The organism is Mesorhizobium sp. WSM4840 (assembly GCF_055811755.1).
Genome location: NZ_JBVVQD010000016.1, coordinates 1 through 14,606 on the forward strand (window position 1 = coordinate 1; position 14,606 = coordinate 14,606).

The following is a 14,606-nucleotide window of genomic DNA, read 5'->3' on the forward strand; positions in this document are numbered from 1 at the left end:
CAAACCCCCCTTTGGGGGGGGGGGGGGAGGCCGCCCGCGGGGGGTTGGCGGGGGGGGGGGTTGGCCGATGGCGCACTGCTCGGCCGACCCCACCCGCCTCGCTTCGCGAGGCACCCTCCACTCAAGAGGGAAGGAAGGCACCCATCTTCGCCGCTATATCGCGCAGGACTGCCTCGTCGGCCGCCGCTCGCGTCTTCCGCGACGCGACAAGGCAGGCCTGCGAGCGCAGGATGACGCCGTCGGCCAGCACCTTCAGATGATTGGCGCGCAGCGTCGAGCCTGACGTGGTTATGTCGACGACGACATCGGCCAACCCCGCCGCCGGCGCGCCCTCAGTGGCGCCCAGGCTCTCGACGATGCGATAGACCTGGATGCCGTGCTTTTGCGAAAAGAACTGCTGCGTCAGCCGCCAGTATTTGGTGGCGATCCTGAGCCGCCTGCCGTGGCGCTGGCGGAAATCGGCGGCGACATCGTCGAGATCGGCCATCGTATCGACGTCGAGCCAGATGTCGGGCACCGCCACCACGACATCGGCATTGCCGAAACCGAGGCGGGCGACAATCTCCGCATGCGCCTCCCAGTCGGCGAGGCTTTCGCGCAACAGATCCTCGCCGGTGATGCCGAGGTCGACCGAGCCCTGGCCGATCTCACCTGATATTTCGGACGCCGACAGGAACGCCACCTCGACGGCTTCGACGCCTTCGATGCGGGCGCGGTATTTGCGCTCGTCGCCGGGCAGGCTGACGGCAAGCCCGGCCTTGGCCATCACCTCCAGCGCCTGCTCCTTGAGCCGGCCCTTCGACGGGATCGCCAGCGTGATCATTGCGCCTTCTCCCGCAGCGCTTCGATGCGGTCGAGCCAGACGGAAAAGCCGACGCCGGGGATCGGCGTTTTCGCGCCGAGCAGCGTCAGCAAGCGGTCATAGCGGCCGCCGCCGGCCAACGGCCGGTCGCTGTTTTGCGCCGCGATCTCGAAGACCAGGCCGGTGTAGTAATCGAGCGGGCGGCCGAAAGCGGCATCGTAGCGGATTTTTGCCGTGGGCAGGCCAAGGGCTTCGATCGCCTTGGCGCGTGCGGAAAAATTCTCCAGCGCCGCACCCAGCGAAAGCCCGGCGCCGGCCGCGAAGATTTCGAGCGCTTTTGCCGCGCCGTCGAGCGCCACATCGATCGCCAGAAAATCCTTCAGCGCCGAAAACGCCTCGTTCGATAGCCTGACGCTGCGCAATTCGGCCTTCTCGATCAAGCGTCGCGCAATGTCGGTCGGCGAGCGCCCGGCAGACGCCGACAGACCCGCTTGCTCCATGCCGCCGGCGATATGCGATGAGAGCGCTTCCAGATCGCCGTCGAGGACAAGGGCAGCGACCGGGCCGGCGAGTTGGCCATTGCGCGGCGGGTTGGCGAGGTCGGCCAGCGCTGCCTCCAGCATCGCCGCCGAACCGAAGGCCCGCGCCAGCCGCATACGCCAGCCGCGCGGCAGGCCGAGCGCAGCGAGCACCGCTTCGAATATGGTCTGGTCGCCGAGCGTGATCGCCAGTGCCTGGTCCGGCAGCACCAGCGAAAGCAGCGCATGCGCATCGGCCAGCGAACGGGCATCGGCCTGTGCGATGTCGCCATCGCCGAGATCCTCGATGCCGGCCTGGAAGAACTCATTGCCGCCCTCGCGGCGCTGGCGAAACACCTCGCCGAGATAGGAATAACGGCGCGGCGTGCCGGCCTGGCTGGCGATGTGGTCGAGGCAGACCGGAATGGTGAACTCTGGCCGCAGGCAAAGTGTGAGGCCGGTCTCGCTTTCGGTGAGGAAAATGCGGCGGCGCAGATCCTCTCCCGCCATGTCGAGGAATGGGTCGGCCGGCTGCAGCACCGCCACCTCGACCGCATGGGTGTTTCGCGCGGCGAAGAGTTTTGTGATGTCTGATGCGATGGCGGGGTAGCGGGAGGTCATGGCAGGCGCCCTTCCCTTCTCCCCCTGTGGGAGAAGGTGGATTGGCGCGAAGCGCCAAGACGGATGAGGGGTGCTGGACGGAGCACCGGCGTTGAGTTTCTTCCAACACCCCTCATCCGACCGAGCTTCGCTCGGCCACCTTCTCCCACAAGGGGAGAAGGGAAGACTGGCGTCCTACTTGCCACGCGCCCGCTCCTCGGCCTGCGCCGCAAGTATCTTCCTGACCTCGGCGACCAGCTCGCTTTCCGCCGCCGTCACCTGCGCCGGCCGTGCCGCGCGCCATTCGGCGTTGTCGGCGATTTCAGCCGACATGCGGGCGCCTTCGATCAGATCCTTGATCTGCACCTCGCCTTTGGCGCGCTCGTCGCCGCCCTGGATGATGGCGACCGGGCTGCCGCGGCGGTCGGCATATTTGAGCTGCGCCTTCATGCCGGCGCCGCCGAGATACATTTCGGAGCGGATGCCGGCGGCACGCAGCCCGGCCACCATCTTCTGGTAGCGGCCGAGGCTGTCCGTATCCTTGTCCATGGTGAGCACGACGACCGGTGCGATCACATCTGACGTATCGAGCTTGCCGAGGTTCTTCAGCGCCGTCATCAGCCTGGAGACGCCGATGGAAAAGCCGGTCGCCGGCACCGGCTCGCCGCGGAAGCGCGAGACAAGGCCGTCATAGCGACCACCGCCGCCGACCGAGCCGAAGCGCACGATCTGGCCGTCCTCATTGGGGATTTCCGCGAGGAGCTCGGCTTCATAGACCGGGCCGGTGTAGTATTCGAGGCCACGGACGACGGAAGGATCGATGCGGATGCGGTCCGGACCATAGCCGGCAGCCAGGACAAGCGCTTCAATCTCTTTGAGTTCAGCAAATCCTGCTTCGGCGGTGTGGTTGGCCTCTAGTGCCCTGTTCCATTTTCCTACATCGTTTTTGAGCCCAGCCTCAACGTGTTGGTTGTGAAGAACGACGGCGACAACGAACGCTGCTTGGACTTCGTCTAGCCCAGCCCCCTTTGTGAAATCCCCCTCGCCCTCTTTACCGCCGTCCCAACGACCTTTGCCCAGCAAAAGCTTGACGCCTTCCGGTCCAAACTTGTCCAGCTTGTCGATCGCCCTGAGCACCTGCAACCGGCGACCAATATTCTCATTGCCGCCAAGGTTGATCGCCTCGAGCACGCCATCGAGCACCTTGCGGTTGTTGACGCGGATGACGTAGTCGCCGCGTTTGATGCCGAGCGCCTCCATCACGTCGGCCATCATCATCGCCATCTCGGCGTCCGCCGCCACAGCCGGCGTGCCCACAGTATCGGCGTCGAACTGCATAAACTGGCGGAAGCGGCCGGGGCCGGGCTTCTCGTTGCGGAACACCCAGCCGGAGCGGTAGCTGCGATAGGGTTTCGGCAGGCGCTCGTAATTCTCGGCGACGAAGCGCGCCATCGGCGCCGTCAGGTCGTAACGCAGCGACAGCCACTGGTCGTCGTCGTCCTGGAACGAGAACACGCCCTCGTTCGGCCGGTCCTGGTCGGGCAAAAATTTGCCCAGCGCATCGGTGTATTCGATCAGCGGCTGGTCGACCGGCTCGAAGCCGTACAGCTCATAGACCGAGCGGATCGTCGCCATCATCTTCTCGACGGCGCGGATATCGTCTGCGCCGCGGTCGACAAGCCCGCGCGGCAGCCGCGCTTTCATCTTTTCCGATTTGTCGGCCATGGCATGGGTCTTTTTGCTAAGTAAAAACTGACTTATTTCGAGTGGGCGTGTCCTAACCGATGGGGCTTGGCGCGGCAAGGGTTTGCCGCCCTGCCTTCTCCCCCGTTCGGATGAGGGGTGCTCCAGCTTGGCATCGACCGCGCTCCGTCCAACACCCCTCAACCGTCTCGGCGCTGCGCGCCGATCCACCTTCTCCTACAAGGGGAGAAGGAAAAAGCTGAAACAATTCCGCCATGAGCGCGGCATCGTACCGACACAATCGCAGCCGATAAAGCACGCCGAAACAAGGGGTTCGGGCCATGACCACGGCACGGAAATTCGACATCATCGACAGCGGCGCCCGCGAGCTGCTCCGGCTGCGGCCGGCCGATCATCATGCACCGAGACCTGCAGCCCAAATGGCGGGACCATTCGAGGTTGCCGCAGACAAGCGTACGGGACCGACCATGCGCGATGCGCTGATAACTGGCCTGCTGGTCATCTATCCGGCCTTCGCCACCGTGGCGGCCATCGTCGCCGGGCTCGTTCTCGCGGGCGCCAGCGGCGCTTGAGTTTTTGAGTGCTCCTTTCCTTCTCCCCTTGTGGGAGAAGGCAAGAAGGATGCTACTTCGGCCGCTTGAACGCCTTGCGCTCCGCCTCGACCTGCTCACGGCAGACGCAGCCCTCCAGATGGTCGTTGACCAGCCCCATGGCCTGCATGAAGGCGTAGACGGTGGTCGGGCCGACAAAGCTCCAGCCGCGCTTTTTCAATTCCTTCGAAATCCGCACCGAGACCGCCGTGGTCGGGTTGGCGCGCAGATGGGCGAGATCGACGATTTCGGGCCGTTCGTCCGGGCTGGGTTCGAACTTCCAGAACCAGGCCGCCAGTGAGCCGGCCTCGTCGGCCAATTCACGCGCGCGCTTGGCGTTGTTGATAGTCGAGACGATCTTGCCGCGGTGGCGGATGATGCCGGCATTGCCGAGCAGGCGCTCGACATCCTCGTCGGTAAAGGCGGCGATCTTGTCGACATCGAAGCCGGCGAACGCCTCGCGGAAGTTCTCGCGCTTGCGCAATATGGTCAGCCAGGACAGGCCCGATTGAAAGCCTTCGAGACAGATCTTTTCGAACAGCCTGCGGTCGTCGGTGACCGGCCGGCCCCATTCATGATCGTGGTAGTGCAGATAATCCGGCAGATTGCCGTGCCAGAAGCAGCGCGCGATACCATCGGGGCCGGCGAGCAGGCCTGTCTTCTCATCCATGGCGGAATTCCATTCGTTAATGCGCCTCAGCGCTGCCTTTACCGCGGCTTTACCAGATTCCTGAACCGGCCGGTAACCACACCGAAAGCTTTACTGACAATGGAGCATTTTACGCATTCCGATTCATGTTTCGGTTGCTGCTCCGCGCCCAATGTCCGCGAACCGGGGACGCTTTTGCGCCCGGCGTGTTCGACGATCAAGGTGCGTTCCGATGAAGACATTTTTGTTCCCGCTGCTCGGCGCGGCAGCCGTGCTGGCCACTGCCGCTACATCCTCCAGCGCCAACGACCGCTATGCTGACAGGCCGCCGGTGATGGTGAGCCCCGACCTTTCGGCGCCCTGGGTGCTGCAGCTTGGCCGCGCGCCGGGCATCGTCCGCCAGAACCGGCAAGAGATGCAAAAGCCGCAGCGCCGTTCTCAACGGCAGGCGCAACCGGCTCAGCTGCACACGGCGGCGATGCAGGCGCCGGCCAAGAAGCGCCTGGTGGCGCGCCCGCAGATCAACCCGATCTACCTGCCGCAGGAAGTCGCCTATGACGGTCCGGAGAAGCCGGGCACGATCGTCATCGATACGAGGGAGAATTTTCTCTACCTAGTCGAGAACAACGGCAAGGCGCGGCGCTATGGCGTCGGCACCGGCAAGCCGGGCTTCGAATGGGCCGGCACGCACAAGATCAGCAACAAGCGCGTGTGGCCGGACTGGCGCCCGCCAGCGGTGATGATCGCCCGCGAGGCCGCCAAGGGCCGCTATCTGCCGACCTATCTTGCCGGCGGCATGGAAAACCCGCTCGGCGCGCGCGCGCTTTATCTCGGCTCGACGGAATACCGCATCCACGGCACCAACCAACCCTGGACGATCGGCGGCGCGGTGTCGTCCGGCTGCATTCGCATGCGCAACGAGGACGTCGTCGACCTCTATGAGCGGGTCGATGTTGGCACGACGGTTGTGGTGATGTAATCTGCAGTTGATTTTATCGTCGATTCTGTCCAGAAGACTCTGGATCATCGGATACGGGGGACGGGCCGTGTGGGGATGCGGTCAGTCACGAAAGGGCAGCGCGGTTTGCCGCGCTGCCCTTTTTGTTTCTGGGAAACGATAGGATCAGGCGTGGCGGGATCAGGCTTGGCCGGTACGTCGCGCCAGAGGTATGGCGGTTCGCATTCTCGCTGCCATTCTTCTCGTTATTTTGCTATGTCGGCTGCAACGCTTCCAGACAAAGGCCTATCTCCATGTCCCTGTCCGATGACAGCCGCTATCTCAAAGGCGGCCCGGTCGCCCAACGCATCATCGCTGCCGTGCGCGAGGATGCAGCGGTCGCCACCGCCGAAGGTTTTCCGCCCAACCTGATATCGATTACCGTCGGCGACACAGCTGCAGTCGATGTCTATGTGCGCAACCAGCGCGCCAAGGCGGCATTGGCCGGTATCGGCTTCGAGGAAAGGCGGTTTGCCGCCGACATCACCGCCGGCGAACTCGAAGCGGCGATCCACGGCCTGAATTCCGATCCGCGCGTCACCGGTATCATCATCCAGCGGCCGGTGCCGGCGCATATCCCGATCAAGATCCTTCAGGCGGCGGTGCATCCGCTCAAGGATGTCGAGGGCATGCATCCGGCTTCGATCGGCAACATCGTCTATAACCAGCTCGACCTCGCGCCGTGCACGGCGGCAGCCTCGGTCGAACTGCTCAAGGAGACCGGTCTCGATCTGAAGGGGCTCGAGGTCGTCATCGTCGGTCACTCCGAGATCGTCGGCAAGCCGATCGCCTTCCTGCTGATGAGCGAGGGCGCGACGGTGACGGTCTGCCATCACATGACGCGCTCGGTGGCAGCGCATGCGCGCCGCGCCGACGCGCTGTTCGTCGCCGTCGGCAGGCCGCGGCTGATCAAGGCCGACATGGTCAAGCCTGGTGCAGCCGTCATCGACATCGGCATCAATGCCGAGACAGGACCGGACGGGGAGAGCCGCATCGTCGGCGACGTCGACGCCGAGAGCGTCAAGGAGGTGGCGTCATGGATCACGCCGGTGCCAGGCGGCGTCGGCCCCATCACAGTGGCGATCCTTTTGCGCAACACGATGGTAGCGCTCAGCCGGCAACGCGCGCGCTACCAGGCGACCTACGGGACGGCGGAGAGGCTCGCGGCGGAGTAGCTGGTGGCGTCACGTGTATTGCGGCAGATGGCATGTGATCCGGCTATCCTCATCCCAAAAGACGTAAAGCATCCCACCGCTGCCCCAGCACAAGCCGGCGAGTGAATCGAACTGAAGAAGAAATTTCATTTTCCGGTCCGTTCCGGGAACGACTGGAAACTGGGGCCCCTGAATCCATGAGGGCAGCCCGCCAAGCCGAAACAGGTTTTGCCTTGAATTGCTTATCCCGTACGACTGCCTGAGCCATCGCTGCGGCGTCGGCGCCAGACGGGCGATGCTCTCCTTGGTCGCTCGTTCGGAAGCGAAGTCATCGGAGGAATGGAACGGCGCGATCGGTGTCGGCACCCCGGCGGCGTTATGGGAATAGTAGGTCGGCTCGAGAGACCCCTCGCAAGTTTCAAGGCGGAGCCGAGGAAATGCGCCTCTTTGCCCTCCAAGATCGTTCAAGGTGACGAGATGCACCAGCCTGTTGCCGCAAGCCGGACAGGTGGCCATCCCCTCGCCGCCAACCGCAAATTACGGTCCTGCCTCCGGCAGGTGCCAGGTGGGATGGTTGCGATGCGTCGGAAACGACATGTCGCTCGGAGCGCCCTCCTCAAAGATGAAGTGATGGCACGCGGGCGGCGAATGAGGATCATCATGCGTCAGCCAGTCTGCGAAATCGGGAATGTCGCCCAAGGTGCTGGCTGGCAACAATTCCGGCGCCTGCAAGGCGACGTGAGCAACCAGATCCTCGACGTCTATTTCGCGTTTCACTTTTCCTTGCAGAAAAAATGCCAGACGGGCCAAATGCGTGTCGTCGAGAAACGAAATCACGTCGTCAATCAGATTGGTCTGGTGAACGTCGGCTTCGACTGCTGCCTTTATCAGCTCAAATAGGAATTCGGACCCGTCCTTGAGATGCAGAGCGATGATTGTCTGGCATTCGCTATAGCGGGCCTGGATCGTCGTGCGCGACCCGTCCGATAGCAACCGAACGATGGTTTCAATCTCTTCGGACTCTGAATCGAGCACTTCTGCATTCTCATTAGTAGGTGGGCCGCAATCAACTCATTCTTGGTGGTTCGCCACCATAGGCCCAGTCGAGCAGTTTTATCGTGTGCACCACCGGCAGCTTCGCAGCCGAGGCGATCTGGGTGATGCAGCCGATGTTGCCGGTGGCGACGATTTCTGCACCCGTCGCCTCGATATTCCTGACCTTGCGGTCACGCAGCTGAGCCGAAATCTCGGATTGCAGGATGTTGTAGGTGCCGGCCGAGCCGCAGCACAAATGCCCCTCGCGCGGTTCGCGCACGATGAAGCCGGCTTTGGCCAGAAGCTCCTTCGGCTGGCGGGTGATTTTTTGGCCGTGCTGCATCGAGCAGGCGGAGTGATAGGCGACGATCGTGCCGGGCTTGCGCACCGGCTCGGGCAGGTCGAGGCTCACGAGATATTCGGTGATGTCCTTGGCCAGCGCCGACACCCGCGCCGCCTTTTCGGCATAGGCCGGATCGAGGCGCAGCATGAAGCCGTAGTCCTTGATCGTGGTGCCGCAGCCGGACGCGGTGATGACGATGGCATCCAGCCCGCCCTGGTCGATCGCGCGTGTCCAGGCGTCGACATTGCGCCTGGCCGAGGCAAGGGCTGCCTCCTCGCGCCCCATGTGATGGACCAGCGCGCCGCAGCAGCCCTCGCCCTCAGGAACCACGACATCGACGCCGAGCCGCGTCAGCAGCGCGATCGTCGTGTCGTTGATGGCGGGATCCAGCACGGATTGTGCGCAGCCGGTGAGAATGGCGACGCGGCCGTTTTTTGTTGCGCCCTGCCCAGCATGGATGCCCGGCGAAGCCATTGGCGAGGCCGCGGGAATCGACGCCGGGGCGAGCATGAGCATCGCGCCCAGCGGCATCAGCGCCTGGATCTTTTCGAACAGACCGGCGAATGGCTGCGCGAGCCTCGCCAGCTTGAGCGCAGCGCGAAAGCGCGAGGGATAAGGCAGGACCAAGGCCAGCATGGCGCGCGTCAGCCGATCGGGCAGCGGGCGCTTGTACGTCTCCTCGATATGGGCGCGGGCATGGTCGACCAGATGCATGTAGTTGACGCCTGACGGGCAGGTTGTCATGCAGGCGAGGCAGGACAGGCAGCGGTCGATATGGGTGACGATCTCCTTATCGGCGGGGCGGCCGTTCTCCAGCATATCCTTGATCAGGTAGATCCGCCCGCGCGGCGAATCCAGCTCGTTGCCAAGCGTCACATAGGTCGGACAGGTGGCCGTGCAGAAACCGCAATGCACGCATTTGCGCAGGATCTTTTCCGATTCCGCGACATGCGGATCGGCAAGCTGGGCAGCTGAGAAATTGGTCTGCACGCAAAAAGTCCTTACCGTTTGAGCATGATCTTTTCCGAAAACCGGTTCCCACTTTTCGGGATCATGCTCTACAATCCGAGGAACCAACTTTCCGGGTCTTTGACCGCCTCGCCACGCTGCAGCGCCTGCAGGCCGAGAATGCAGCGGGCGATGAACCAGACGACGACGGCGAAAATCAGCACGACGCCTATCGCCACCATCATCAGCACAACCGAAATCAGCGCATAAAGCAGGCCGATCCAGAAGGTGCGGATCAGGAATGTGTAGTGGCTCTCGACGAAGCCGCCAGCCTTGCCGCGGTTGATATAGGTCAGAACGATGCCGACAATACCGGTGACGCCGATGACGAGGCTGGCGAGATAAAGGATGTAGATGACCAGTGCGTTGGTCGAACCCGGCTCCAGCCAGCGGTCGGTCTGGCGCGGTGCGGGCTTTTTTGAATCAGCCGGGCCTGAATCAGCCGGGCCTGGATTGATGTCGCTCATGATGCTGCTCCCTCGGTTGCCGGGCCAAGAGTAGCAGAGCTTGCCGCCGCCGCCATACGGCCGGGATTGAGGATATTCTTGGGATCGAATTCGGCTTTGAGCCTGGCCGACAACGCTGCCAGTTGCGGCGCCTGCGGCTCGAACACCGGCACAGCGGCGCGATGCGAAGGGGCGGCGCGCACCAGCGTCGCATGGCCGCCGCCATACTGCCTCAGCAGTCCGCGCAGAAGATCGGCTTCGGGATCGCCATGCTCCATGCGCAGCCAGATCAGTCCGCCCTGCCAGTCATAAAAGGCATCGACGGCCGCCTGCATGCGCAGCGCCAGCACCATCTGGTGGCCTTGCGCCGGCGCCATCGACACGCGCCACACCGGCTTTTCGCTGCCGTCGGCAAACGGCGCACAATCGCGGATATCGAGCCAGACGGAGCGCGAGATCTCGCCCGAAATTTCCTTGAACGGCCCGGCTTTTCCGAGCAGGTCTTTCAGCGCGGCGATGCGGTAGGCAACAGACGGACCGAAGCCCTCGACGCGCAGCAATGTCGCCGCGGCGCTGCCGAGACTGCCGCCGGCGACCCGTGCGGCAACGCGTTCGGGAAGATGGGCAGCGCTCGACACTTCGGCGCTGGAGCCGAGCGCCAGCGCCATGGCGGCAGCGGCATGATCGTCAAGCAGGCCGCGCAAAGCGAGCGTGACTTCGGTCTCGGCTGATGGCAGCACCTTGAAGGTGACGTCGGTGAGGACGGCAAGCGTGCCCCAGCTGTTGGCCATGAGCTTGGAGAGGTCGTAGCCGGTGACGTTCTTGACCACGCGACCGCCCGACTTGAACGCCTCGCCCCGACCCGAAACCGCTGCTATGCCAAGAATATGGTCGCGCGCCGACCCCGCCTTCAGCCGGCGCGGGCCGCAAAGGTTCGCAGCCAGCACGCCGCCGATCGTGCCTTTTCCCTTTTCGCCGCCGAGCAGCGGGCCATAGTCCAGCGGCTCGAAGGCCAGCTGCTGGCCGTTTTCGGCGAGCAGTCTTTCGATCTCGGCCAGCGGCGTGCCGGCCTTGGCCGACAGCACCAGTTCGGCCGGCTGGTAGAGCATGACACCGGAAAGTTTCGACAGATCGAGCGTGTGTTCGGTCTGCAGCGGACGGCCGATGCCGCGCTTGGAGCCATGGCCGATGATTTCGAGCGGCGATTCTTCCGCGGCAGCCCAGGCGACGGTGGCGAGGGTTTCGGCGGCGCTGGACGGGGTGAAGGTGGTCATGGGACCGACGCGCCATTTGCAAATTCGGGAACGCCGCGTTCCTTCGCGCCCCCCTCTGTCCTGCCCTCTTTGCCAAAACTTGGCATCTCCCCCTCAAGGGGGGAGATCAGATGTCGCGTCTGGCTTCGCCAATCTTCAACGTTGAAAGAAGGGTGAGGCGCGCGAGCTGCCAATCTCCCCCCTTGAGGGGGAGATGTCCGGCAGGACAGAGGGGGGTGTTCAAGCGCCAACGTACCCACTCAAAACCTCGGAATGTCCGGAAACGCCGTCTGGCCGCGATGCACGTGCATGCGTCCGAGCTCGGCGCAGCGCCGCAGCTGCGGAAACACCTTGCCCGGATTGAGCAGATGGTTGGGGTCGAAAGCGCATTTGACCCGCATCTGCTGGTCGAGGTCGATCTGGTTGAACATTTCCGGCATCAGGTCACGCTTCTCCACCCCCACGCCGTGCTCGCCGGTCAGCACGCCGCCGACCTTGACGCAGAGCCGCAAAATGTCGGCGCCGAAACTTTCCGCCTTGTCGAGCTCGCCCGGCACATTGGCGTCATAGAGGATGAGCGGATGCAGATTGCCGTCGCCGGCATGGAAAACATTGGCGACGCCGAGCCCGTATTTTTCGGAGAGTTCGCGCATGCCGTGCAGCACCCGCGGCAGTTCCTTGCGCGGGATGGTGCCGTCCATGCAGTAATAGTCTGGCGAAATGCGGCCGACCGCCGGAAAGGCAGCCTTGCGGCCGGCCCAGAAGCTCAGCCGCTCCTGCTCCGATTGCGAGATGCGGCATGTGGTCGAGCCGTTCCTATAGGCGATCGCCTCAACCAGGCCGATCAAATGATCGACCTCGACGCCCGGCCCGTCGAGTTCGACGATCAGCAGCGCCTCGACATCCATGGGATAGCCGACATGGACGAAATCCTCGGCCGCGTGGATCGCCGGGCGGTCCATCATCTCCATGCCGCCCGGGATGATGCCGGCGCCGATGATGTCGGCGACGCATTGGCCGCCCTGCTCGCTGGTCGGGAAGCCGATCAGCAGCGCGCGCGCCGTCTCCGGCTTCTTCAGTATGCGCACGGTGACCTCGGTGACGACGCCGAGCAGCCCTTCGGAACCGGTCATCACCCCGAGCAGGTCGTAGCCTTCCGCATCGAGATGCTTGCCGCCGAGCCGCACCACCTCGCCGTTCATCAGCACCATCTCGATGCCGAGCACATTATTGGCGGTGAGGCCGTATTTCAGGCAATGCACGCCGCCGGAATTCTCCGCGACATTGCCGCCGATCGAGCAGGCGATCTGGGAGGATGGATCGGGGGCGTAATAAAAGCCCTCCTGCTCGACGGCGGTGGTGATGCCGAGATTGGTGACGCCCGGCTGGGCGACGATGATGCGGTTGGGAAAATCGATCTCGAGAATGCGGTTGAACCTGCTCATCACCAGCAGCACGGCGTCTTTCAGCGGCAGCGCGCCGCCGGACAGAGAGGTGCCGGAACCGCGCGGCACAACGCGGATGTTGCGGTCGTTGCAATATTTCAGCACGCGCGAGACCTGCGCCACCGTTTCGGGCAGCACCACGACCAGCGGCAATTGCCGATAGGCGGTGAGGCCGTCGCTCTCGAAGGCGCGCATCGAATTGGTCGCGTCGACGACGCCCTCGCCGGGCACGATAATGCGCATATCGGCGACGATCTCGTCGCGCCGGCGCATCGTGGCGTCGTCTGGCTTCGGCATCAGCAGGCCGGACATCAACAGTCTCCTTCGATCGACTGGTAAAAATCTTTTACCAGCGGCAGGCGCCTGTTGCAAATCCTGCTTTGGCCGAAATCGGAGCCGACACCTGCACCGCCTTCCGCGGCGACAATCTGCCGCTGCAGTTTTACCCTCTCCCTTGTTTGGACCGGGACATCGCGAACAGGTGTGCGAGGACATCGCGAACAGTTTGGCGCGCTTTGCGCCGGGAGGTTCGAGATGCCATTCGAGGACACGAGCGCGATGTCCCGGTCCAAACACCCCCTTGTGGGGAGGGTCGCGAACGAAGTGAGCGGGTGGGGGTCGGCGAGAGGGACGCGCTTTATGAGCATCCCCACCCCGTTTCGCAAACTTCGCTTCGCTCAGCTTGCTCGCCGACCCTCCCCACAAGGGGGAGGGTAAGGCTTTTACTCCGCTGCCTGCTTGGCGGGTTCGGAGTGCAGGCGGCGCACACGGCGCACGCCCCACCAGACCAGCAGGATGGCGAGCGGCACCGAGGCGGCGGTGACGACCTCGGGCGCGAAGGCATGGCCGAAGATCGAGGCACCCTTGGCGACGTAGCCGATCAGGCCGACGACATAATAGGAGACGGCGGCGACCGAGAGCCCTTCCACCGTCTGCTGCAGCCGCAATTGCAGGCGGGCGCGATTGTTCATCGACGCCAGCAGATCGCGGTTCTGCTTCTCGACCTCGACGTCGACCCAGGTGCGCAGCAGCGTGGTGGCGCGGGTGAGCTTCGTCGACAGATTGGCCTGACGCTCCTCGACCGAACGGCAGGTGCGCATGGCTGGGGCGACGCGGCGCTGCAGGAATCCGCCCCAGGTGTCGTAGCCGGGCACCGCCTCTTCTTCCAGCGCCTCCAGCCGTTCGCGGACGATGCCGTCATAGGCGCGGCTGGCGCCGAAGCGATAGAGGCTGGAGGCTGCATCGGCCTCCAGTTCGGCGGCAAGCTCGGTCAGGTCGGCAAGCAGCGTCTGGTTGTCGCGGGTTTCGGCGACTTTCATTTCCAGTGTGGTCTGTGCCAGCCTGTCCTCAATGCGGCGCGCGCGACCGGACAGCATCAGCGCCAGCGGCAGGCCAAGCATGGCCAGCGTGCGGTAGGTTTCGATATCGATCAGCCGTTGCGCCAGCGCGCCGGTGCGTGCCGGCGTCAGGCCGCGGTCGAGCACCAGCATGCGGGTCATGCCGTCACCGTCCTGGCGGAAATCGGTGACGATGGCGGCGTTGCCGCGCTCGACCAGCGAATAGCACAGGCTGGTCGGGTCGAAGCCGGCGATCAGCCTTTCGCTCGCCTGCGTCCATTTGCGGATTTCGAGTCTGATGCCGGAAATCACCGTTCCCGGCGGCGAAAACCCGTTGCCGAAAGGCGAACCTTCCTGGCGCTGGCCGCTCTCCGAGAGCGGTCCTTCCCACAGATAGGTGGAGAATTCCGTGTGCCGTTCCCAGCGCAGCGAGCCCTTGCCCCACTTCATCGCGTGGTGGCGGGCATGAGGGTCAGGCACGGCGATGCCGAGGCGCCGCGACAATTCGGAAAGCACGGCTTGGTCGACGCCGGACCCAGCTTCGGTCATGAACGAAAGCTGCACCAGCACGCGCGGTTTCTCGACCAGCGGATGCGGACGGGCGTGAACCTCGCCGAGCGCGCCAGGCCGTCCCTCATGCGCGGGAAAGCCCATGACGCTGCCCTCGACGCGCGGCTGAAATTCGAGATTGGACGGGTCATCTGCCACGGCTGGTCCCCCGGGCT

General features: G+C 64.0%; 13 protein-coding genes. 3 read left to right on the forward strand and 10 right to left on the reverse strand.

The annotated features are described in order from the left end of the window. Positions 1–121: 121 nt before the first annotated feature. The 3 genes from hisG to hisS form a co-directional block, all read right to left on the reverse strand. Entirely contained in the window at positions 122–823 is a 702-nt protein-coding gene (gene hisG, locus AC0L3I_RS21040; RefSeq protein ID WP_473528088.1) for an ATP phosphoribosyltransferase, read from the reverse strand. Then, the gene (locus tag AC0L3I_RS21045; protein ID WP_473528089.1) at positions 820–1,941 is read right to left on the reverse strand and encodes an ATP phosphoribosyltransferase regulatory subunit; all 1,122 of its coding nucleotides are present in this window, start codon (positions 1,939–1,941) and stop codon (positions 820–822) included. The genes hisG and AC0L3I_RS21045 overlap by 4 nt, the downstream gene beginning before the upstream one ends. Positions 1,942–2,115: 174 nt before the next feature. After that, positions 2,116–3,645 (reverse strand): histidine--tRNA ligase, encoded by a 1,530-nt coding sequence (gene hisS, locus AC0L3I_RS21050; RefSeq protein ID WP_473528090.1) that lies wholly within the window; start codon positions 3,643–3,645, stop codon positions 2,116–2,118. Between the two features lie 299 nt (positions 3,646–3,944). Here hisS and AC0L3I_RS21055 point away from each other — a divergent pair, with 299 nt between their 5' ends. Next, positions 3,945–4,196, forward strand: a complete 252-nt coding sequence (locus AC0L3I_RS21055; protein WP_473528091.1) for a hypothetical protein — start codon at positions 3,945–3,947, stop codon at positions 4,194–4,196. Between the two features lie 52 nt (positions 4,197–4,248). Here the strand turns inward: AC0L3I_RS21055 and AC0L3I_RS21060 are convergent, their stop codons facing one another. After that, entirely contained in the window at positions 4,249–4,884 is a 636-nt protein-coding gene (locus AC0L3I_RS21060) for a DNA-3-methyladenine glycosylase I (RefSeq protein WP_473528092.1), read from the reverse strand. A gap of 211 nt (positions 4,885–5,095) precedes the next feature. Between AC0L3I_RS21060 and AC0L3I_RS21065 the strand changes: the two genes are divergently transcribed. Both AC0L3I_RS21065 and AC0L3I_RS21070 read left to right on the forward strand, forming a co-directional pair. Further along, positions 5,096–5,842, forward strand: coding sequence for a L,D-transpeptidase (locus tag AC0L3I_RS21065; RefSeq protein WP_473487137.1), 747 nt, complete (start codon positions 5,096–5,098; stop codon positions 5,840–5,842). A gap of 272 nt (positions 5,843–6,114) precedes the next feature. After that, complete coding sequence (locus tag AC0L3I_RS21070; RefSeq protein WP_473528093.1) at positions 6,115–7,035, forward strand: bifunctional 5,10-methylenetetrahydrofolate dehydrogenase/5,10-methenyltetrahydrofolate cyclohydrolase; 921 nt, start codon at positions 6,115–6,117, stop codon at positions 7,033–7,035. Positions 7,036–7,551: 516 nt separating this feature from the next. On the opposite strand, the gene AC0L3I_RS21075 is transcribed toward AC0L3I_RS21070, so the two are convergent. The 6 genes from AC0L3I_RS21075 to AC0L3I_RS21100 all read right to left on the reverse strand — a co-directional run bounded on the left by AC0L3I_RS21075 (position 7,552) and on the right by AC0L3I_RS21100 (position 14,589). Continuing rightward, entirely contained in the window at positions 7,552–8,049 is a 498-nt protein-coding gene (locus AC0L3I_RS21075; RefSeq protein ID WP_473528094.1) for a hypothetical protein, read from the reverse strand. Between the two features lie 31 nt (positions 8,050–8,080). Beyond that, positions 8,081–9,382: a glycolate oxidase subunit GlcF gene (gene glcF, locus AC0L3I_RS21080; RefSeq protein WP_473528095.1), complete on the reverse strand. Its 1,302-nt coding sequence runs from the start codon at positions 9,380–9,382 to the stop codon at positions 8,081–8,083. A gap of 68 nt (positions 9,383–9,450) precedes the next feature. Next, the gene (locus AC0L3I_RS21085; protein ID WP_473487141.1) at positions 9,451–9,867 is read right to left on the reverse strand and encodes a DUF4870 family protein; all 417 of its coding nucleotides are present in this window, start codon (positions 9,865–9,867) and stop codon (positions 9,451–9,453) included. Then, positions 9,864–11,120 (reverse strand): FAD-binding protein, encoded by a 1,257-nt coding sequence (locus AC0L3I_RS21090; RefSeq protein ID WP_473528096.1) that lies wholly within the window; start codon positions 11,118–11,120, stop codon positions 9,864–9,866. The genes AC0L3I_RS21085 and AC0L3I_RS21090 overlap by 4 nt, the downstream gene beginning before the upstream one ends. Before the next feature lie 239 nt (positions 11,121–11,359). Next, the gene (locus AC0L3I_RS21095; RefSeq protein ID WP_473528097.1) at positions 11,360–12,856 is read right to left on the reverse strand and encodes an FAD-linked oxidase C-terminal domain-containing protein; all 1,497 of its coding nucleotides are present in this window, start codon (positions 12,854–12,856) and stop codon (positions 11,360–11,362) included. Positions 12,857–13,266: 410 nt separating this feature from the next. Further along, on the reverse strand, positions 13,267–14,589 hold the full coding sequence (locus tag AC0L3I_RS21100) for a DUF3422 family protein (protein ID WP_473528098.1): 1,323 nt from the start codon (positions 14,587–14,589) through the stop codon (positions 13,267–13,269). Positions 14,590–14,606 lie beyond the last annotated feature (17 nt).